At 40.4% G+C, this 22,007-nt stretch carries 22 protein-coding genes; 17 read left to right on the top strand and 5 right to left on the bottom strand.

All coding sequences use genetic code 11. The features are described from left to right. Positions 1–41: 41 nt before the first annotated feature. Positions 42–350, bottom strand: coding sequence for an ATP-dependent Clp protease adapter ClpS (clpS, locus tag ABIS04_RS10765; protein WP_137226912.1), 309 nt, complete (start codon positions 348–350; stop codon positions 42–44). A gap of 196 nt (positions 351–546) precedes the next feature. Here clpS and cspD point away from each other — a divergent pair, with 196 nt between their 5' ends. Beyond that, positions 547–753: a cold shock domain-containing protein CspD gene (cspD, locus tag ABIS04_RS10770; protein WP_137226911.1), complete on the top strand. Its 207-nt coding sequence runs from the start codon at positions 547–549 to the stop codon at positions 751–753. Positions 754–909: 156 nt separating this feature from the next. On the opposite strand, the gene ABIS04_RS10775 is transcribed toward cspD, so the two are convergent. Next, entirely contained in the window at positions 910–3,135 is a 2,226-nt protein-coding gene (locus tag ABIS04_RS10775) for an NADP-dependent isocitrate dehydrogenase (protein ID WP_350431059.1), read from the bottom strand. Positions 3,136–3,515: 380 nt separating this feature from the next. Here ABIS04_RS10775 and ABIS04_RS10780 point away from each other — a divergent pair, with 380 nt between their 5' ends. The 6 genes from ABIS04_RS10780 (at position 3,516) to ABIS04_RS10805 (ending at position 9,328) form a co-directional block, all read left to right on the top strand. Then, the gene (locus ABIS04_RS10780) at positions 3,516–4,187 is read left to right on the top strand and encodes a pseudouridine synthase (RefSeq protein ID WP_350431060.1); all 672 of its coding nucleotides are present in this window, start codon (positions 3,516–3,518) and stop codon (positions 4,185–4,187) included. Positions 4,188–4,219: 32 nt separating this feature from the next. Then, positions 4,220–4,693, top strand: a complete 474-nt coding sequence (locus ABIS04_RS10785; protein ID WP_350431061.1) for an NUDIX hydrolase — start codon at positions 4,220–4,222, stop codon at positions 4,691–4,693. 234 nt (positions 4,694–4,927) lie between these two features. Next, positions 4,928–6,046, top strand: coding sequence for a tRNA 2-thiouridine(34) synthase MnmA (gene mnmA / locus ABIS04_RS10790; RefSeq protein WP_350431062.1), 1,119 nt, complete (start codon positions 4,928–4,930; stop codon positions 6,044–6,046). Positions 6,047–6,049: 3 nt separating this feature from the next. Then, entirely contained in the window at positions 6,050–6,682 is a 633-nt protein-coding gene (hflD, locus tag ABIS04_RS10795) for a high frequency lysogenization protein HflD (RefSeq protein ID WP_276611776.1), read from the top strand. A 39-nt stretch (positions 6,683–6,721) separates the two neighbouring features. Further along, positions 6,722–8,092, top strand: coding sequence for an adenylosuccinate lyase (purB, locus tag ABIS04_RS10800; protein WP_350431063.1), 1,371 nt, complete (start codon positions 6,722–6,724; stop codon positions 8,090–8,092). A gap of 93 nt (positions 8,093–8,185) precedes the next feature. After that, positions 8,186–9,328 carry a cupin domain-containing protein gene (locus tag ABIS04_RS10805; RefSeq protein WP_140235578.1) on the top strand — a complete coding sequence of 381 codons (1,143 nt, stop codon included), beginning with the start codon at positions 8,186–8,188 and terminating at the stop codon, positions 9,326–9,328. A 128-nt stretch (positions 9,329–9,456) separates the two neighbouring features. On the opposite strand, the gene ABIS04_RS10810 is transcribed toward ABIS04_RS10805, so the two are convergent. Beyond that, on the bottom strand, positions 9,457–9,897 hold the full coding sequence (locus ABIS04_RS10810) for a DUF4826 family protein (protein WP_137226905.1): 441 nt from the start codon (positions 9,895–9,897) through the stop codon (positions 9,457–9,459). A 282-nt stretch (positions 9,898–10,179) separates the two neighbouring features. On the opposite strand from ABIS04_RS10810, the gene ABIS04_RS10815 reads away from it, so the two are divergent. From ABIS04_RS10815 to ABIS04_RS10840, 6 genes are all read left to right on the top strand, one after another. After that, positions 10,180–11,211 (top strand): Glu/Leu/Phe/Val dehydrogenase, encoded by a 1,032-nt coding sequence (locus ABIS04_RS10815; protein WP_137226904.1) that lies wholly within the window; start codon positions 10,180–10,182, stop codon positions 11,209–11,211. A gap of 192 nt (positions 11,212–11,403) precedes the next feature. Then, entirely contained in the window at positions 11,404–12,306 is a 903-nt protein-coding gene (locus tag ABIS04_RS10820) for a UDP-2,3-diacylglucosamine diphosphatase (RefSeq protein ID WP_350431064.1), read from the top strand. A gap of 13 nt (positions 12,307–12,319) precedes the next feature. Next, complete coding sequence (locus ABIS04_RS10825) at positions 12,320–14,059, top strand: lysophospholipid acyltransferase family protein (protein ID WP_140234376.1); 1,740 nt, start codon at positions 12,320–12,322, stop codon at positions 14,057–14,059. 163 nt (positions 14,060–14,222) lie between these two features. Continuing rightward, positions 14,223–14,627 carry a CBS domain-containing protein gene (locus ABIS04_RS10830; RefSeq protein ID WP_167496094.1) on the top strand — a complete coding sequence of 135 codons (405 nt, stop codon included), beginning with the start codon at positions 14,223–14,225 and terminating at the stop codon, positions 14,625–14,627. Positions 14,628–15,125: 498 nt separating this feature from the next. After that, positions 15,126–16,583: a formate transporter FocA gene (gene focA, locus ABIS04_RS10835; protein ID WP_350431065.1), complete on the top strand. Its 1,458-nt coding sequence runs from the start codon at positions 15,126–15,128 to the stop codon at positions 16,581–16,583. A 471-nt stretch (positions 16,584–17,054) separates the two neighbouring features. After that, on the top strand, positions 17,055–17,399 hold the full coding sequence (locus ABIS04_RS10840) for a hypothetical protein (protein WP_350431066.1): 345 nt from the start codon (positions 17,055–17,057) through the stop codon (positions 17,397–17,399). A 46-nt stretch (positions 17,400–17,445) separates the two neighbouring features. Here ABIS04_RS10840 and ABIS04_RS10845 read toward each other — a convergent pair whose 3' ends face one another. Further along, positions 17,446–18,549, bottom strand: coding sequence for an energy transducer TonB (locus tag ABIS04_RS10845; protein ID WP_350431067.1), 1,104 nt, complete (start codon positions 18,547–18,549; stop codon positions 17,446–17,448). 247 nt (positions 18,550–18,796) lie between these two features. On the opposite strand from ABIS04_RS10845, the gene ABIS04_RS10850 reads away from it, so the two are divergent. The 4 genes from ABIS04_RS10850 to ABIS04_RS10865 are packed head-to-tail and all read left to right on the top strand — an operon-like array spanning position 18,797 to position 21,087. Further along, entirely contained in the window at positions 18,797–19,534 is a 738-nt protein-coding gene (locus ABIS04_RS10850) for a DUF1538 domain-containing protein (protein ID WP_350431068.1), read from the top strand. A gap of 45 nt (positions 19,535–19,579) precedes the next feature. Beyond that, positions 19,580–20,332 (top strand): DUF1538 domain-containing protein, encoded by a 753-nt coding sequence (locus ABIS04_RS10855; RefSeq protein ID WP_371833638.1) that lies wholly within the window; start codon positions 19,580–19,582, stop codon positions 20,330–20,332. Between the two features lie 3 nt (positions 20,333–20,335). Further along, positions 20,336–20,686, top strand: coding sequence for a P-II family nitrogen regulator (locus tag ABIS04_RS10860; RefSeq protein WP_137226896.1), 351 nt, complete (start codon positions 20,336–20,338; stop codon positions 20,684–20,686). Then, entirely contained in the window at positions 20,683–21,087 is a 405-nt protein-coding gene (locus ABIS04_RS10865) for a CBS domain-containing protein (protein ID WP_140234381.1), read from the top strand. Before ABIS04_RS10860 ends, ABIS04_RS10865 begins: the two co-directional genes overlap by 4 nt. A 29-nt stretch (positions 21,088–21,116) precedes the next feature. On the opposite strand, the gene ABIS04_RS10870 is transcribed toward ABIS04_RS10865, so the two are convergent. Next, positions 21,117–21,986: a LysR family transcriptional regulator gene (locus tag ABIS04_RS10870; protein ID WP_350431069.1), complete on the bottom strand. Its 870-nt coding sequence runs from the start codon at positions 21,984–21,986 to the stop codon at positions 21,117–21,119. Between the last annotated feature and the right edge of the window lie 21 nt (positions 21,987–22,007).

Consider the following 22,007-nt stretch of genomic DNA (forward strand, 5'->3'; position numbering starts at 1 on the left):
AGCACCCCCTTAATTTTGCCACGGACTGTGAGAAATCGATATTATGCTTTCTCTAATAGACACAGTAACGGATGTTGGTTTTCTCTTGCAAACTGATTTACTTGAAAAACTTTTGTCTCAGCTATTCCAAATGGAAACACACCACATAACCCTTTACCTTGATTATGGATCGCTAACATAATCTCTACAGCTTGCTCTTCATTTTTCTCAAAGAAACGTTGTAATACTTCTACCACAAAGTCCATCGGGGTGTAATCATCATTGTTTAGCACCACCTTATACATATTGGGTGGTTGTAGTTCAGATTCAACCTTTTCTTTAATATTCTCTACACTACCTAATTTAGCCATAGTTTAATACTAGCCTCTCGTTTGGTTCCCGACCACTTGATGTTATTAAATTAATTAAATGTTACCTTTTTGTTAATTACTGCTTGACATCTTTTCGTACAAATTTCATTCTGTTTGCTAGGCGGCAAATACTAGACCGCTGGATAATAAGTTTTACTATCTTACTGGTAAGTAGACAACAGAAGGAAGTGGAAGTATGGCAAACGGAACTGTTAAATGGTTCAACAACGCCAAAGGATTCGGGTTTATTTGCCCTGATCAGGGTGGCGAAGATGTATTTGCGCACTATTCAACTATCGAAATGGAAGGTTATCGTACCTTAAAAGCAGGTCAACCTGTATGCTTCGAGATTGAAGAAGGCCCTAAAGGAATGCATGCTTCGGCCATCTCGCCAACAAAGTAATTGGGGAGATTATAAAACAAAAAGACAGAGATTTTAATCCCTGTCTTTTTTTTATCTAAAAAAATGCCGATTAGGCCAATTTAATACACCTTCAAATGAAGGTGTATTAATTCAATCGCTCACGCTTCGCTTAATGAGCAGAGGACACTCACCCAATTAACCAACAATAAATTGGTTTAACGTTGCACTTGGACGCATTGCATGTTCAGCTTTAGCGGCATCTAAACGGTAATAACCGCCTAAATCCACTGCAGGGCCTTGCGAACCATTCAATTCAGCTAAAATCACAGCTTCATTGGTCGCCAATGCTTGAGCTAATGGCACAAAGTGTGCAGCCAGCTCAGGATCAACAGTCTGTTGAGCCAACGCTTGTGCCCAATACATCGCTAAATAATAATGACTTCCACGGTTATCAAGTTCACCTACACGACGTGACGGTGATTTATTACAGTCAAGGAACTCACCAATAGCAACATCTAACGTATCAGCTAAGACTTGTGCTTTCGGCGTGTTAGTCGTTTGACTTAAATGCTCTAAAGAAGCTGCTAACGCCAAAAATTCACCTAATGAATCCCAACGTAAGTGACCCTCTTTTTGCATTTGTTGAACATGCTTAGGCGCTGAACCACCGGCACCCGTTTCAAATAAGCCACCGCCACTCATTAACGGTACAATAGACAACATCTTAGCACTTGTACCCAGTTCAAGAATTGGGAATAAGTCCGTTAAATAGTCACGTAATACGTTACCCGTTACTGAAATAGTGTCTTCACCTTTGATGATGCGCTCTAACGTAAAACGAGTCGCGTCTTCAGGAGTCATGATTTGAATGTCTAAACCTGCAGTATCTTGCTCTGCTAGATACTGAGTCACTTTTTTAATTAACTCAGCATCGTGAGCTCGATTACTGTCTAACCAGAATACCGCTGGCGTGTTACTTAAACGAGCACGCTTAACGGCCAGTTTAACCCAGTCGCGGATCGGCGCATCTTTTACTTGGCACATACGGTAAATATCGCCAGCTTCAACCTCATGACTCATTAACACATCACCAGCTTGGTTAATCACATTAACCGTACCAGCGGCTTGAATTTCAAAGGTTTTATCGTGGCTACCGTATTCTTCTGCTTTTTGAGCCATTAAGCCTACGTTAGGCACGCTGCCCATCGTAGTTGGGTCAAATGCACCGTGCTTTTTACAAAACGAAATCGTTTCTTGGTAAACACCGGCGTAACTACGATCGGGGATCATGGCTTTCGTATCATGTAACTGACCATCAGGACCCCACATTTGACCTGAAGAACGAATTGCAGCAGGCATAGATGCATCAATAATGATGTCACTAGGTACATGTAAATTAGTGATTCCTTTGTCTGAATCAACCATTGCAAGCGCTGGACGTGCGGCATAAACCGCAGCGATATCAGCTTCAATTTCATTTTGCTTGGCCTCTGGTAACGTACTGATTTTGGCATACACATCACCAAAGCCATTGTTAACATCTACGCCAAGCTCAGCAAATAAAACATCGTGCTTGTCAAAAACTTCTTTAAAGAACACTTTTACTGCAAGACCAAATAATATTGGGTCAGACACTTTCATCATGGTGGCTTTAAGGTGCAAAGATAATAAAATATCTTCAGATTTTGCCGCTTCAATTTCACGAGTATAAAAAGCAACCAACGCTTTTTTACTCATCACAGATGAATCAATGACTTCGTCAGCCAATAGCGTCAAACCACTTTTCAACACAACGTCTTTACCGTCTAGTTGCGTCAGCACGATATTGACTTTATCAGCTGATGGTAAAGTGACAGACAGTTCGCTGCCATAAAAGTCCCCTTCGTCCATGTGCGCCACATGAGACTGAGAATCGCTGGCCCATTTCCCCATTGAATGTGGGTTTTTCTTAGCATAGTTTTTAACTGAAGTCGGTGCGCGACGATCTGAGTTACCTTCACGTAATACCGGGTTTACTGCGCTACCTTTGATTTTGTCGTAGCGTGATTGAGCTTCGATTTCAGCATCATTTTTAGGTTCATCAGGATAATTGGGGATGTCATAACCTTTTGCCTGAAGTTCAGCAATACAGGCTTTTAACTGTGGAAGAGATGCACTGATGTTTGGTAATTTGATAATGTTGGCTTCTGGCTGATTAGCCAATTCGCCTAATTCTGTTAATGCATCAGCAATTTTTTGCTCTGCGGTTAGTTTTTCAGGGAAGTTAGCGATTATACGACCTGATAAAGAAATATCACGGGTTTCCACTGCTACGCCGGCTGCGTTAGTGAAAGTACGGATTATAGGTAATAAAGACAGCGTGGCCAGCGCCGGCGCTTCGTCGGTTTCGGTATAGATGATCGTTGGAGTCTTATCTTTCATTTTATTTCCTACATTATTGTAAATTAATAATTTATTAGAATAAATTGTGTAAGCATATTGCAGGCTTAGGTGGATAACACTCGCATTAATGTACCTTGATTTGTCACCAAAGCACTTAATTTGTAAGCCAAGTATATAAAATCCCCGGTCCCATTTATTATTATATTTTGTTCTCAAAACTGTGAGATTTGGTGGAAATACCCACTATCCCTGAATGATAAATTAGGTACAGATCACAATTTTTAGGCGGACATCATAGATCATTCTTAATAATTTTCAAATTCCACTAAGGGCGAATACGCAGTAAACTATCACAAATTGATTTATATTCGTTCACTTATCACTCACTCTTATTAACAAGGGATGTTAACCACACCTTTATGTCAAAAATTGGTAAATTCAACTCATTCACGAAAAAATCAACTACAAATAGAGTTGATACGCCGACAAAACCAGCCTATCGAAACAAGGCAAAGTCGCGCCCCCCACAAAAACCACGACCAGAAAACCCCGTCATCGTATTATTCAACAAACCTTTTGATGTGTTATGCCAATTTACCGACGAAGCTGGCCGGCAAACATTGAAAGACTTTATTCCAGTAGCCGATGTATATGCCGCAGGACGATTAGACCGCGACAGTGAAGGCTTGTTATTACTGACTAATGACGGGCAATTACAAGCTCAAATAACTCAACCAAATAAAAAAACCTTTAAAACTTATTGGGTACAAGTTGAAGGTGAGCCATCAACTGAAGCCATTGAGGCCCTTTCTAATGGTGTAATGTTAAAGGACGGAATGACCTTACCAGCAAAAGTCCGCGTAATGACACCCCCTGATATTTGGCCTAGAAATCCACCGGTGCGTGAACGGAAATTAATTCCAACAACTTGGCTTGATGTTCAAATTTGCGAAGGTAGAAACCGTCAAGTGAGAAGAATGACGGCTCATGTTGGCCATCCAACCCTAAGATTAATCCGTTATAAAATAGGTCAATGGTGTCTAGATGATTTACCCAATGGCGAATATAAAGTGCTCAGTACTAGAAAATAATCATCAAGAATTGGCTTAAAGCAGGAGAAAAGATGACCGAACGTTATAAACCTAATACGACTGTCGCTTGCGTGATCCACTGCCAAGGTAAATTTTTATTAGTGGAAGAATGTATTAATGGTGAAACCAAATTTAATCAACCTGCTGGGCATTTAGAGGCTAATGAATCACTTGTTGAAGCGTGTGCTCGAGAAATAACCGAAGAAACAGGGCTTGAATTAACCCCACAAGCCTTAGTGGGAATTTATCAATTTAGTGCATCCGCAGATCTCGCCTTTATACGCTATACATTTTGCAGCGAACTGGCCACACAACAATATGCAACACCGCGTGATAATGTCATTACTGATACACACTGGCTTAGTCTTACTGAAATCAAAGCGCTTGGTAACAAACTTCGCAGCCCACTAGTGTTAAAAAGTATTGAAGATTATTTACAGCAAATAGAAAAAAAGCTCCCGCCACAGCACACCCCATTAACACTGTTAAATGTTGATTACTTTTAATGGCTTGGTTTAGGCTATTTCTATGAGCCTCAAGATAGCCCATTAAGCGAATGCATGATAGAATACGCGCCGCACAAATATCATATTTATTCAGCATTATGTAAATTAATTTGTCTAATATGCGCACGTAACAACGTCCAGGATTCCGACTAGCAAAAAACTAGCACAATGCCTTGAAACAATGGCGTTTCGGTACAATATACACATTATCTATCTTCAAGGTTTTTAGGATTTATGACATCAATCAACCCAACTTCAAACGGTAAAAAAGTCATTGTCGGCATGTCTGGCGGTGTAGATTCTTCAGTATCAGCCTACTTGTTAATGCAGCAAGGCTATCAGGTTGAAGGGCTGTTTATGAAGAACTGGGAAGAAGATGATACCGATGAATATTGCGCGGCGGCTGATGATTTAAAAGATGCACAATCAGTTTGCGACAAGCTAGGCATTAAAATGCATACTGTCAACTTTGCTGCTGAATACTGGGATAACGTGTTTGAATACTTTTTAGCAGAATACAAAGCTGGCCGCACGCCTAATCCCGATATAATGTGTAATAAAGAAATTAAATTTAAAGCGTTTCTTGAATTTGCCGACGACATTTTAGATGCCGATTATATTGCCATGGGTCACTACGTTCGTCGTCGTGACAATAGCGATGGTAGCGTAGAAATACTCCGTGGCGTTGATGGTAATAAAGATCAGAGCTACTTTTTATATACCTTAAGCCACGAACAAGTGAGTCGCAGTTTATTCCCTGTGGGTGAACTTGAAAAACACCAAGTACGCGAAATAGCCCAAAAGCTGGGGCTCATTACTCACGACAAGAAAGACAGCACTGGCATCTGTTTTATTGGTGAACGTAAATTCACCGATTTTTTAGCGACTTATTTACCTGCACAGCCTGGTGAGATTGAAACCGCCGAAGGTGAAGTGATTGGTACTCACCAAGGATTGATGTACCACACTCTTGGTCAACGTAAAGGCCTTGGCATTGGTGGGCTGAAAAACAGCAGTGAAGACCCATGGTATGTGGTCGAAAAAGATTTAATCCGTAATGTACTCATTGTCGCACAAGGGGGGAATCACCCTCGCCTTATGTCAACAGGCATGACCGTTAATCAATTGCATTGGGTTGATCGTAAAGGGCCAGCGAATAACAGTCATATCACCGTTAAAACGCGTTATCGTCAACATGATGTGGGATGCTCACTTATCTATGATGACGCAGACAACATCACAGTCATGTTCGACCAACCTGTTGCAGCCGTTACTCCAGGGCAATCAGCGGTATTTTACGATGGTGAACTCTGTTTAGGTGGCGGCATAATTGATAGCTTAATCCGAGGATAATCCGTGAGCCAATCACCAGACAACATCTTGTTTGAACGCACTATGGCCTTTGCCGGTATTTTACAGGCTATAGGCCAGGTACAGTATTTAGCTCGCCACGGTGAAAGCGATAAAGAAGCATTAGCCGCTACACTCAACACTATTTTAGTGACAGAGCCTGAATCAACAGCTGACGTATATCAAGATAAAGCGATTTTGAATAAAGGTTATCAGCTTATTCAAAATCAGCTCGGCGATGGCAAAAATAAAGATGTCGAAACCACTCGTTACTTAGTCGGCGTGCTAACCCTTGAACGCAAGCTTGCCCGCTCGCCAAACGGTTTAGGCATGCTAGCGGAACGAATTAATCAAGTGCATCGCCAACTGGCACATTTTGCAATTACCGATGAACAAGTCCTTGCCAATTTTGCCAGTATTTACAGTGATATCATCAGTGAGTTAGGCCCTAAATTACAAATATCAGGTAATCCTGATTGCTTAAAGCAGCCTCAGGTGCAACACAAAATTCGTGCGTTACTGCTTGCAGCTATGCGCAGCGCAGTATTATGGCGTCAATTAGGTGGCAAACGCCGCCATTTAGTGTTTGCCCGTAAAGCAATATTTGATACAGCAAAACAAAGCCAAAATAACAATTAATCGAATCACCCTACAACTAAGTTCATCAAGGAGCTTCAAATGGATCTTTCCGCACTAACTGCTATTTCTCCGGTAGACGGTCGTTATGGTAGTAAAACCGCCTCATTAAGAGGGATTTTCAGCGAGTTCGGTCTTACTAAGTACCGTGTTCAAGTTGAAATTAACTGGTTAAAGCTTTTATCTAGCTGCCCAGAGATTGAAGAAGTTCCCCCTTTTAGCGAAACCGCATTAGCCTTGTTAGACAGTATCAAGGACAATTTTAGCGAACAAGATGCATTGCGTATTAAAGCGATTGAAAGCACCACCAATCACGACGTAAAAGCGGTTGAATACTTTATTAAAGAACAAATTGCCGATAATGCAGAGTTAGTTGCCATCGATGAATTTGTGCATTTTGCCTGTACCTCAGAAGACATCAACAACTTATCTCATGGTTTAATGTTAACTGAAGCACGCGAACAAGTATTGGTGCCGCATTGTCAGCAAATCATTGATGCGATCAAAAAACTAGCTCACGACAATAAAAGTGTGCCGTTAATGTCACGCACCCACGGCCAGCCAGCATCGCCATCTACTCTTGGTAAAGAGATGGCTAACGTTGCGGTACGTTTAGAACGTCAATTAAACCAAATCAACGCTGTTGAGATTATGGGTAAAATTAACGGTGCTGTGGGCAACTATAATGCTCACATCTCTGCCTATCCAGAAGTGAACTGGCATGAGTTGTCACAACGTTTTGTCACCAGTCTTGGCATTAATTGGAACGCATATACCACTCAAATTGAGCCGCATGATTACATTGCAGAATTATTCGACGCCATTGCCCGTTTCAACACCATCCTAATCGATTTTGATCGTGATATTTGGGGCTATGTTGCACTAGGTCACTTTAAGCAGCGCACTATCGCTGGCGAAATTGGTTCATCAACTATGCCACACAAAGTCAATCCAATTGATTTTGAAAACTCTGAAGGTAACCTAGGTATTGCTAACGCGCTAATGCAGCATTTAGCCGCTAAATTACCGGTATCAAGATGGCAGCGTGACCTAACTGACTCAACCGTATTGCGTAACTTAGGTGTTGGTATGGCTCACTCGTTAATTGCTTATCAAGCGACCTTGAAAGGCATTAGCAAGTTAGAAGTGAATGAAGCACAACTTTTAGCTGAATTAGACAAAAACTGGGAAGTATTGGCCGAGCCAGTACAAACAGTAATGCGTCGTTACGGAATTGAAAAGCCGTATGAGAAGTTAAAAGAACTGACTCGTGGTAAACGTATTGATGCCGCACAACTTGCAGTATTCATTGATGGTCTTGAATTACCTGATCACGTAAAAGTTGAATTGAAAAAAATGACTCCAGCAAACTACATTGGCCGTGCAGAAGCCTTTGTTGATGAGCTAAAATAGTCCTATAAGCCTATATATAACATTAGCGGTCGCATATGTGACCGCTTTTTTATTGTATTACCATTCGTTAATTATCTCGACCTGAGGTCAATGATGTACACATTAAATATTGATACCCAAGCCTTTATTAAACAGCATTGGCAACAAAAACCGCTTGTGATCAAACAGGCTTTTGTCGACTTTGAAGATCCTATCGCCGCAGATGAACTTGCCGGCCTAGCATGTGAAGAAGAAATATCATCACGCGTCGTGGTTACAAAAGGTGATGACTGGGACGTAGTCCAAGGTCCATTTGAAGACTACGACCAATTTGGTGAAGACAACTGGCAGTTATTAGTTCAAGCCGTGAACCATTGGTACCCTGACTCACAGGCTTTAGTCGAAGCGTTTCGATTCTTACCAGACTGGCGCTTTGACGACTTAATGGCATCATTTGCCACCCCTGGTGGTGGTGTTGGACCGCATATCGATAACTACGATGTGTTTATCATTCAAGGTGATGGCGAACGCCGTTGGAAAGTGGGCGACAAAGGTCAACATAAACGTCGCGGTGATAACCCGAACTCACCATTGGTTGACGACTTTGAACCGATTATCGATGTGGTATTACAAAAAGGCGACGTACTCTACATTCCACCAGGATACCCACATTGCGGCGAAACAATATCGCTAGCCTTATCGTATTCAATTGGTTTTAGAGCGCCTAGCCAGCAAGAGTTATTAACTGAGCTCGCAGATAATTTAATCGACAGCAACCAAGGCCACAAACGTTTTAATTCTGTGGATGAGCCAGCTACACCGGGTATGGTTAGTCAATCACATCAACAAGGGATAATGGATTTATTGACCCAATTGGCACAAGATCCGGCCAGCTATCAAACCATGTTAGGTAAGCTACTGAGCCAAAATCGATTTGAGCTTGATATCTGTGAAGATGAAGAGCCATTAACGACTGATGAGTTATTGGAAGCCATTGAACAAGGCGCGATTATTCAACGTATTGGTGGGTTGAAAGTATTACAGTTAGAAAATGATAGTGAGCAACGTTTGTTTATCAATGGTGAAGTGCACACCTTTACTAATGCCACCTCTGAAATGTTACAACTATTAGCTAACAAGGCAAGGATCACACCTGAAGAAGCCTGTTTATTTACGGCCAACGCAGCAGTTATGGATGTTCTGACTGAATTACTCAATCAGGGATTATTCTACTTAGCCGAAGACGATAGCGAATAATCGTGAACTATAAATAACTAAGTTTGATGGTGGCAATCAACATAGCTCATCAACATGGTCCATCAAGCTACTGACACTAAAAAAGGCACTTAATGTGCCTTTTTTAATGTCAGTAGCTTAAGAGGTTGTTAAGCCCACAGTTTCTCATCTTGATGCATTTTATATAAACTTTCAGCTCGAGACACTAACAGTTGTGCAAACTTCTGTTGAGTTGGATCTTTTGTAACACCCGACTTGTGCAAGTTTTCAGCTTTAAGTTGCCACATCATCGAAAAGTGCCTAATTGCATCACGAGCCGTTGCTGCCACTTTAACATCGACATAATCTGATGGTAAATCACCTGACATCACCCAAAAAGTTTGTTTTTTAGGTTGCTTTGTTTCCATCTTCCAAATGGCTAAATAAGGCGCAAGATAACGGCTTTCGTCAGCAAGTACTTTACTTGGGATCACCCCTTTCTCAGCTAAAAAGCGGTTCGCTTTTTGAAACTGAGTACGTACCCATTCTTGTCTTTGGGCTTCTTGTTCTGGTGTTGGCGGTGCAACCTGTTCTGCAACTTCTTCAGTCATAATACTTCCTATCTTATTGTTATAATGCAGATTAGAATAATAAATATCTGCTATTTTAATCAAAAACAATTACATTAAGCCAAATTTCTTTACGTTTACGTAAGTGGCAAGCTAAATTTCCACACTAATCACAAAAATAACTAAATCATGCTTTGTTGAGAGTATCTCTAAATGCTATCGTGCTGCAATAAATATAACAAGCAGTCGTTTACACCTTAATGTAATCAAATTTAGCAAGGTGTAATAACTTCATTTTAACTAGCTAGCAAGCGGAGATGTCTCGTGGCAGTTTTTAATCATGTTTCGTTCGATGAACACGAACAAGTGGTCTTTTGTAATGACAAGCAAACTGGTTTAAAAGCCATTATTGCCGTGCATAACACTAACCTCGGCCCAGCCGTAGGCGGTTGCCGTATGTGGAATTATCAATCGGACGATGAAGCCTTAACAGACGTATTACGCCTCTCTCGTGGAATGACTTATAAAAATGCATTAGCCGGTCTTACTATGGGTGGCGGTAAAGCTGTGATTATTGCTGATCCTAAAACCACCGATCGCGAAGCGTTGTTTCTTGCATTCGGACGCTTTGTAAACGGCTTAGGCGGTAAATATTATTCAGCCGAAGATGTCGGTGTTTCAACATCTGATATGATGATTGCCAACCGTGAAACTGAATTTGTAGCAGGTCTTGAAGGCAAGTCTGGTGATCCTTCGCCACTTACCGCATTAGGCACTTATTTAGGCATTAAAGCCGCGGTAAAACATCAACGTGGCATCGATAGCCTTAAAGGCATTAAAGTATCTGTACAAGGCGTAGGGCATGTTGGTTATTACTTGTGTAAGCATTTGCACGATGAAGGTGCCGAACTGATCGTTACCGATATTCATCAAGCCTCACTAGATCGCGTTGCCAATGAATTTGGAGCAACTGTCGTTGCTCCGCAAGATATCTACACCCAGGATGTTGATGTATATGCACCGTGCGCATTAGGCGCAACACTTAACGACACGACATTACCATTATTAAAAGCTAACATCATTGCAGGTTGCGCCAATAACCAGTTAGCTGAAACTCGCCACGGCGAAAAACTCAAGCAAATGGGTATTCTGTATGCGCCAGATTACGTTATTAATGCTGGTGGCATTATCAACGTGTCATTTGAGAAAAACTATGACGCAGCGGCTTCAACAGCCAAGGTTGAGCAGATTTACAACACCCTACTCACAATCTTCGAGCGTGCAGATGCAGAAGACCGTACCACAGGCTCTGTAGCCGATGAAATGGCTAAAGCTATTATTGATGCTGCGAGATAGTTAATCAGTTTTATATTAGGGCTATTTAATGCCTTAACATTCAAGGGAGATGCTAACGCATTTCCCTTTTTTATGCCCCTCCAAAAACCAACAACTTTAATCAAGTTGCAATAAATCGTTCACCTTAGTGTCAAATAACAGCCCTACTCTATATCAACACTGACGTTATCTGTGTATTAGGGTGAATGACTGATGATCTCACACAGCAAAAAAAGTAATCAACAACGGCAACCTTTATCTCACTTAACTCATAGTGACAAAGTTCAGCACTTTCATGCACTGTGGATTTCTGATGTTCATCTAGGCAGCATTGATTGTAAGGCCGAATTCTTATTACATTTCCTTAATCATAGTCAATGCCAATATTTGTATCTGGTTGGCGATATTGTCGATATTTGGGCGTTAAAAAAACGTATTTATTGGCCTGATAGCCACAATAAAGTAATACAGAAAATCCTCGAACTAGCCAGTAGTGGCACCCAAGTTATTTACATACCAGGTAATCATGATGAAGCTTTCAAAGATTATGCCGACAGTCATTTCAGAGGTATGACCCTCGTTAAACAGCATATTCATCAGTCTCTGAGTGGCAAACGTTTTTTAATGCTTCATGGCGATCAATTTGACTCACAAGTTTGTGTTAGTCGTACCTACGCAAAATTAGGTGACCATTTATATGATGTGTTGTTGTGGCTAAATCGTCAATTACATAGAGTAAGAAGCCGCCTAGGATATCCATATTGGTCACTAGCCAGTTACATCAAGTTAAGGGTCAATAAAGCCCAACAAGCCATTAATCAATATCGTGATGCTGTATTACGATATTCGATAAAACAACAGGTGGATATGGTCATCTGCGGTCATATCCACCAGCCTGAATTATCCCAGCACACAATTAACAATCACACCATTACTTATGCCAATGACGGCGATTGGGTTGAAAATTGTACTCTCATTGCAGAAACAAAATCTGGAGATGTTCAGTTGCTCAAGTGGGATGAACAAACGTTACAAGCTACCGCAGTAAACACAATTGATTTCAGTCATTCAGTGGCTAAATCAATCATCACGCCCCAAAAACAGCATGTTGCATAAATAAGGCTAAAATATGATATTTACTGTCGATAATGTGGTAGAAAAAAACCTGCCTAATGTGCATAACAAACCTTGGTTAGCCGTGCCGACGAAAGTTATGTTGCGCTACTTACTTCATGAAAAGCAATGTAATGATATTGCTAACGAACACGCGCATTTATCCGGTGTCGATTTTGTTGAACAAATTCTTGCTTGTTTAAATTTCAGTTACAGCGTCCCCAATAACGAAATTGAAAATATTCCCATTGAAGGCAGAGTGGTGATCTACGCAAATCACCCTATTGGTTCACTTGATGCGCTGGCATTAATCAAACTGATTAGCCAAGTGAGACCAGACATAAAAGTAGTTGCCAATGAATTACTAATGGCCATTAAACCGCTTCACTCTATTTTATTACCCGTGCGCAATATGACTGGCGGCACACCTAAGCAACATTTAAATGAAATCCATCACCACCTTAAAAACGAAGGCGCGGTACTGATTTTCCCCTCGGGTGAAGTGTCACGGTTACGTCCAACTGGCGTCACAGACTTACATTGGCACAGCGGCTTTTTAAAAATGGCTCGCGCCTGCAATGCTCCCCTTTTGCCTATGTTCGTTGACGCGAAAAACTCTGCCACCTTTTATGGTGCATCAATGATTTACAAACCATTGGCAACGCTATTACTGGTAAAGGAAATGTTCAAACAAATGGATCATGTGATGCCAGTGCGGATTGGCCAACTGATCGCCAAAGAAGTTGTCTGCACTCAAGATTTTCCGCTTAAAACCAAAGTAAAATTGCTTAAAAATCATTTATACCGCATTGGTAAAAATCGCAGTCCGTTATTTATCACTCAAAATGCCATTGCTCATCCTGAAAAACGCAGTGAGCTACAACAAGCGTTACAACAATGCGAATTGTTAGGTAAAACCCAAGATAATAAACAAATCTATTTATATAAGCATACTCACAGCAGTGCAATTATGCGTGAGATTGGCCGGCTTCGTGAAATCGCCTTCAGAGCCGTGGGTGAAGGTACCGGTAAACGTCGTGATACCGACAAATATGATAATCACTATTTTCATTTAGTGTTATGGGATAAAGACGAATTAGAGATTGTTGGTGCCTATCGTTTTGCCAGTGCCAAAATGCTTCACGACACCATTGGTGAAAATGCTCTGTATAGCCAATCATTATTTGAATACCACGATGCGTTTGCCCCCTATTTTGACCAAGGACTCGAACTTGGCCGTAGCTTTGTACAACCTAAATATTGGGGCCGCCGCAGTTTAGAATATTTGTGGCAAGGTATTGGTGCGTTTTTAATTAAAAACCCGCAGTATCGTTACCTCTTTGGGCCTGTTTCACTAAGCGATAGTCTACCGATCCCCGCCAAAGAAATGCTGGTGTTTTTTTACCAACACCACTTCGCCACAAAACATGTTTTAGCAACTTCATTTAATTCATATCAATTCACCGACGAACGTCAGCATCAATTGCACCAGTTATTCAATGGCGATGCCTATGCTGAGAATTTTAAAATACTCAAACGGACGCTAGCGAATATGGGTGTATCAGTACCTACGTTATTTAAGCAATATGGTGAATTGTGTGACAACAATGGCGTACAGTTTCTCGACTTCGGCATTGATCCAGAGTTTGGTGACTGTATCGATGGTTTAGTGTTAGTCGACATTCACCAATTAAAGCCAATCAAATATCAAAAGTATTTGGCAGGGCATTTACCCGAAAACAAAATTGCATCCTAACCAGATGAATCAATTTAACCTGCAAAAGCAATTGTCATTAGACGTTAAATGATTGTTACACTGATATTTATCTGATATAAATGAATAAATACGTGGAGAATCATTTATGACAACGTCTACCGATGTATCAACTGAAACGTTAGCGAATAACGCGACTAAACATATGTGCGTCGCTGACATCATGACAACCCGAGTCGTTACCATTGACATGGATGACAGGCTGACACTTGCCAAAGAAATTTTTGATAATGTCAGTTTCCATCACTTATTAGTCGTCAATACTGAAGACCATCTAAAAGGGATATTGTCTCATCGGGATTTTTTACGCGCTCTCAGTCCTAACATTGGCACCGCTGCTGAATTAATAAGAGACACCGAAACCCTGCAAAAAAGGGTTCATCAAGTCATGACTAAAAACCCATTCACCATAGCCCCTCATTGCGACATCAATGAAGCCTGTAAACTGATTTTAGATCATAATATTGGTTGTTTACCCGTTCTAGATAACAACACCATTGTCGGTATTATTACTTGGAAAGATTTATTAAACGCCTACTGTATTAGATAAATTATCAACATTCTATCTATTCGAACCTCGACTTTGCTTAGCACGAGTCAATTAAAGTCTGTCATTTCCTCCAACAAACTAAAACGTTATTAATCATAGTCATACCAATATTCTCGAATTCAATTATAAGTGTTACTGCCATTGTTTGTATTTTAAATTATCTTTTTTAACTAAGTAAAAAACTTGCTAACAACCAACTGGATATATCAGAAATATACCTATTTTTTTGACTAAAACAGCCTACTTAATAGGCTAAATACAAATAAGTGATCTGTGTCAATTATAATTACATAACATCAACATCTTCAGTTTACCCATCTATTGCCATGTAAATTATATGTTATTATTCTTCTCTTTTTGATTGTTTTATAAAAATTCACCAATTGCACTTGAGGTCAAATATAGGCCTAACGTGTAGATAAATTATCATAAAAAAATGTAGATTTTCTATTTGCTTAAAGAGAACCAAAATATGCGATTACAAACTAGGAGCACGATATGAGCTCTTCAAATCAATCTCCGGAATTGAAACCGCTACTGTCTCCTAAGGAAATGATGAGCCAAGCGGAACAGTTTGCAACAAGCAAAATTATGAAAACCACCAACATGACAATCAGCCTAGCAATAATGGCAGGTGTATTTATTGGCTTAGCATTTTTATTTTATATTACGGTTACGACAGGAAGTACATCAACCAGTTGGGGAATCACCCGATTTGCTGGTGGTATCGCTTTCAGTATGGGACTGATTCTTATTGTATTGATGGGCGGCGAATTATTTACCAGTTCGGTGTTATCAAGTATTGCCTGGGCTAATCGACAAATTAGCTTCAAGGGAATGGTGGTCATATGGGGCAAAGTGTATGTTGGCAACTTTATTGGTGCCATTTTGTTGGTTATTTTGGTTGCCGCAGCAGGCCTTTATAAATTAGATGGCGGCCAATGGGGGTTAAATGCACTCAATATTGCCCAACATAAACTGCACCACACCTTCGTAGAAGCCTTTGCTCTAGGTATTCTGTGTAATTTATTAGTCTGTTTAGCGGTTTGGTTAACATTCAGCACCCAAAATGCCGTTGGTAAAGCGTTTATGGTCATGCTGCCTGTGGCAATGTTTGTAAGTAGTGGTTTTGAACACTGCGTAGCAAACATGTTTATGGTACCGCTTGGCATTTTAATCCAATCAACTGCGCCAGAATCGTTTTGGTTACAAGTCGGAGCAACGTCAGGTCAATTTTCAGACTTAACTTTATCCCATTTCATTACCGCTAATTTAATCCCGGTAACACTTGGCAACATCGTTGGAGGCTCTGTTCTAGTAGGCCTAGCTAACTGGTCAATCTATGTGCGTCCAGTGTTAACATCAGATCAATCACAGTTAATTAAATCAACACAACTACCTGCATCATTAAAAGAGGTTGTGATGAAAACCAACCTTACCGCGGTAGATATTATGAATGCTGATTATTATACGCTAACAGCTGAAATGTTAATCGAGCTCGCTATTGATGCATTTAACGACAGAAAAATTCATGGTGCTCCAGTCGTTGATGCCCAAGGTAAACTCGTGGGATTTTTCTCCATACATGACACCATGGTCGATTTATGGCGCCAAGATTATATTCCACCTCAAGGTCAAAAAGTGATGGACTTAATGTCACGTGACGTTATTGCTGTAAACCACACCGAGTCTTTGGTTAATTTACTCGAGTTTTTATGTATTGATAAAGATCACCTGTATCCTAATACAGAAAACGATATTGCATCACAACAGGCTTCGAATTCAGTAGAGCAAAGAGGTCAAAGTACAAACAACAAACCGCAACATCTACCGGTTTTAAAAGAGGGTCATTTAGTCGGTGTCGTATCAAGGATGGATATTATAACCTCATTACGAACTATCTATGCCGCAAGTCTGGATCCAGTACAGCATGCTCAGACTACCGAAACAGCATAACAATATTAGGGTCAAGCAATAAACTTGACCCTGTTCTTGATTAAAAGCGACTAAGAGGTACAAAGAACAGCTAATCGCATACCCTATTGGTAATCATTGCCCTTAATATAAGTATTTTACTCCCACAAAAAAACTTTCTCGTTTACTTATTCTCTATTTAAAATGTTTATTAAAGCCAATTACTTGCCTATTCGAACACTAATGCTTAACTCATCATTCATTCTGTTATAGAGATAAAAACATCAATAAAAATAGACCTTTCATAGAATAACACCAATAACCTAATGCCTGTTTTGAAGTGTCGATAAAAGCCCATTTAGCAATAGCATATAAAAAAATAAATATTGCTAAGCATGCCAATTAGATAGCTTGATTTAGTAAATTGTTCATATTTCTATGCTGGAAAATGTCACATAACTCTGCTTTTATTATAGGTAAGGCTCGCAGCTATCATGTGATAAGGACAGCATTATGATTAAGTTTACATACCACCTCAATCAAGACAATATTGAGTTACAAGCGAGTAATTGGTGCGGGCTAGAACGAGTCTTTATTAATGGCAAAGTCGTGTCGCGCAAATTTAATTTTGGCTTACAAAGCATGCATGACGTTTTGCTTAATAATGGTAAAAAATGCCGCTTCCAATTAGTTGTCGATCCACAAACTGAATTAGTTTCTTGCAGGGTCTACAAACAAAATCAATTGGTGACTATTTTAAAACAAGGTAAAAAACAGCTACAAAAAAGCCAGTTCCTTATCGAAACTAGCTTCGTCGTCATGTGTGTAGCCATGTTGAGCTTGTATTGGCTAAGTTAACTAACTTATAACCAATGAGATTGATATAATACAAGCCTATAAGGTATTAACCTATAGTGAAATCAAGCTGAACGGTAGACTTTGCTTCTGTTGGCTTACCATCAACAAATTTGGGTGCATAACGCCATTGGCTAAGCGCTTCTATCGATTCTTTTTCAAATTTGCGACCACCTTGTGAATCGATTATTTCAGGCGATTTAACAAATCCATTCTCATCAACTGTGAATTCAATTTGCACCCAACCATTTTTGCGATGTTTTGCATATGACATTGGATAATCAGGTGCTTTTCTATATAACGGGGTTTGTTCTTGCTGATCATCCCATGGCGTCATTTTGCCTATTGCTACACAATGTTCTGTGGCTTTATCTGCTTGGTCTTGTTGTGCATAAATGTTGACTAATAACGCATGTGCACGTAACTCATATGGGTGGCTATAAGGTAATGCTTGATATTGTTTAATAACTTCAAGTAATAAAGGAGCAGCATCAGGCTTATTCATAGCCGAATAGAGCGCGCCTACAAGATAGGTTGAATTAACCCTTTCAATTGAATTTTCCGGTAGTTTTGCAACATAGATATCGTTGGCATCAATCAGGAAATCTCTCACTTTACGCGTATAAAATTCAGTGCCCGACAAACGATGAAAGGCGACGAGCTTAACTTCGGCCACCGTTAATGCATTATCGGCTTTCTCAGCAATGTCGATAGCTTCAAACAAAAGCTTTTTTGCAAATTTATCATCGGTAGTGGTTTGAGCTAACCCTAATAATGGATCAATCAAAGTAATATCATTTTCAGCAACATTATTGCGATATACACTCAACGCTGAATCAAATAATGAAAGTGCCTGCATTGTTGCGGCATCTTTAATAATTCGGCCATTGTTATTTCTTTTTGATTCATCAATTAACACATTCGCCCAATTCATCGCTAGCTTGGCGCTATCAAGACTGTCCTTGCCAAATTTAATTTGACCTAACTCATACGATTGCTGCGCATAGTTAATAATATCTTGGTTATTATTACTGTTAACCGCGATATTGTACTGTTCGTAAGCATGAGCAAAACCATCTATATCGCTGGGTTCAGCATAAACAAATTGACTCACAAACGCTGCGGCTATTGATAGGCGTAAAAGTGTTTTCATACAATTAAAGTCCTTTTTATTTTATCCTTGCCCCTTCTCAGGCTATATAGAATACTGATCGAATATAAGTTGAACAATGTGAGTCGCAGTTTAAATCATTTCTATGATCGACATCAACTTAATGATTTTTATTGTAAATAATATGTTGCGTAATAATCATCAAAGCCCAAACTGGATATACAGCTTGTGATATTGCTAACTGGCGATACAACAATAACAATTATTACCACAAATTACAGGAGCCAAGATGTCAGCCATCGTAAAATTGCTCCAGGCCATGCTGAGCAGTTTCAAAGACCTTATTCCCATTATTTTAGTTGTCAGTTTTTTTGAGATTTTTGTATTACATCAAGCGCCAGCCGAACTTGGCTCAATTCTGGTAGGTGTAGTCTTTATTGTATTTGGGCTAACTTTTTTTGTATTCGGTTTGGAAATGGGTTTATTTCCTATTGGTGGATCACTTGCAGAAGCATTAGCACGAAAAGGCAGTGTGTTTTGGTTAGTTATTTTCTCTTTTTCCTTAGGTTTTGGCACCACATTAGCAGAACCAGCCCTCACTGCCGTGGCAAATGAAGCGGCACAAGTTGCCGCTAATGCAGGTGCGATAGAGTCAAATAAACAAGCCATGAGCTCCTATGCTATGGGCTTACGATTAACCGTTGCCATTTCGGTTGGTCTGGCCATTTTACTCGGAGTGATCCGTATTCTTAAGGGATGGCCAATCCACTACCTCATTATTGGTGGTTACGTGTTGGTGATGATCCTCACCAGCTTTGCTCCGGCCAACATTATAGGTATTGCTTATGATTCTGGCGGCGTCACCACATCGACCATTACGGTACCATTAGTCACCGCACTAGGCGTTGGTTTAGCAAGTGTCATTAAAGGCCGTAATCCCATGGTTGATGGCTTTGGCTTGATAGCATTCGCAAGTCTTAGCCCAATGATTTTTGTATTACTGTACGGCATGGTGTTTCTTAAATGATTGAGATAACCAACAAAACGAGGAATACGTTTGCTTAATGAACTGATGAGCACCCTATTACTGACCGCTCGAGATGTCATTCCTATCGCTATAATTCTGTTTGGCTTTCAGCTAGGCGTACTTAAACGCCCTATTAACCAGTGGCGTAAAGTATTACTCGGATTTATTTATGTGATTATCGGCCTCACCTTTTTTCTCGTGGGTTTACAAATGGCGCTATTCCCTATCGGTGAGAGCATGGCCAATCAACTGACCACCAGCGAGTTTTTACATCCTGATGGCGGCAATGAGCCGTATATTTGGCAAGACTATTTCTGGGTTTATGTGTTTGCCGCCGCTATCGGTTTTAGTACCACCATTGCAGAACCGTCATTAATTGCAGTAGCAATCAAAGCCAACCAAGTATCGGGTGGCACTATTGGTATCCAAGGCTTACGAATGTCAGTGGCGTTTGGCGTAGCGATTGGTATTACTTTAGGCTGTTTTCGTATTGTGGTTGGCGATCCCATTCACTATTACATTATGGCGGGCTATGTGGTGGTGGTTATTCAAACCTTTTACGCCCCAAAAATAATTGTCCCTTTAGCATATGACTCTGGTGGGGTAACCACATCAACGGTAACCGTGCCATTAGTTGCGGCATTAGGACTTGGACTCGCCACCAATGTTGAAGGCCGTAATCCGTTAATTGATGGCTTTGGGCTAATTGCCTTTGCCAGTTTATTTCCAATGATCACTGTTATGGGTTATGCCCAAATAGTTGACTATTTATCCAAACGAAAAACCATTAAGGAGTAACCTATGCGCTTTAAACTAATTGTCGCCTTTGTCGATGATGACTGTACTGACAAGGTACTCGATGCAGCGCGTATTGCAGGCGCAACAGGCGCGACAGTCATAAACCATGCTCGCGGTGAAGGATTAGAAAAAAAGACCACCTTTATGGGATTAACCTTAGAGGTGCAACGTGATGTTATTTTATGGTTAGTAGAAGAGCACATGAGCCGTCACATTTTAGAAACCATTTCACACGTGGGCGAATTTGACACTAACTCAGGCAAAGGTATTGCAATTCAAATTGATGTTGAAGATGCTGTTGGTGTGGCCCATCAAGTTCAAAAATTGAGTAAAGACATTGAGGATCAAATATGAATAGCAAAACCCCTATTCGTAATCGTGACGTTATGAATAACCATTTCGTCATGGTTGACGGCATGCGTACTGTGGCTGAAGCGATCCAGGAAGCCATTAGTCATAATGTGAATATATTAGTAGTGAATAAACGCAATGAGAATGATGAATACGGCATGGTACTCATGAGCGATATCGCCCGCAAAGTGCTAGCCAAAAATAAATCACCTGAACGTACCAATATTTACGAAATCATGATTAAGCCAGTGCTTTCAGTGCCTATAGATATGGACGTACGCTACACTGCACGGCTTTTTGAACGCTTTAATATTAATAAGGCGCCAGTGATTGAAGCGGGTGAGATTTTAGGGTTTGTCACTTATGACAATATTGTGCTTAAAGGCATGATAGCCAAGTCATAATATGCATTTACCATGATATACACCTGTCGTTATTCGAGCTGGCGAATAATAAAGTCAATCAAGGTTCGTGTTTTTAACGGCAGGTTTTTGTCTTTATACAATAAGTGTATTGGCATTACTTCTGGAGGTGTTAATACACTGAGATTTGTTAATAATCCTGCTTTAATGGCCTCATTCACCACAATCTGTGGCTGTAAAATAATACCCAATCCATCAATCGCTGCTTGGGTTAATACCAAGCCACTATTGGACAACAATCTAAAGCTGCGTTTACCAAACAACTGGCTGTGAGCAACCGATAATGACGCACTTTTTGAATAGCTAAAGCCTAAACAATCATGATGAGATAAATCGTCAATTGACGCTATTGGCGGGTGTTGAGCTAAATAGTGAGGCGAAGCACAAAATACCATTTCGTAATTCATAATATGCCTGCCAATTAGCGCAGAGTCATTAAGAGTGCCAATCCTTACCACTACATCAACATGATCCACCATGGGATCGATGAGATTATTATCGAGTCGTAATTCCACATCAATTTGCGGATACTGCAGTAAAAATTGATTCACTATCGGTGCCAGCACAATATTGCCAAAACTCACTGGCGCATTAATTCTAATGGTGCCTTTTGGCGTCGAACTCATCGACTGCAGCGTATTTTCAGCTTGCTCAATGGCCATCAAAATCGTCTGACATTCGTGGTAATAAACTTGGCCCGATTCTGTTAATTCTTGTTGACGAGTATTACGGTTAATCAGCTTTACCCCGAGGTAGGCTTCTAACTGATTAATGTGCTTACTCACCATAGTTCGGCTGATGTTAAACCGATGAGCTGCTGCGACATAGTTGCCCTGCTCGGCCACATGACTAAACACTTGAATCGCTGTTAATTTATCCACCAAACGTCCTTAATGCATTAT

Source organism: Shewanella sp. H8, from assembly GCF_040285065.1.
In the GTDB taxonomy this organism is placed as follows: Bacteria; Pseudomonadota; Gammaproteobacteria; order Enterobacterales; family Shewanellaceae; genus Shewanella; species Shewanella polaris.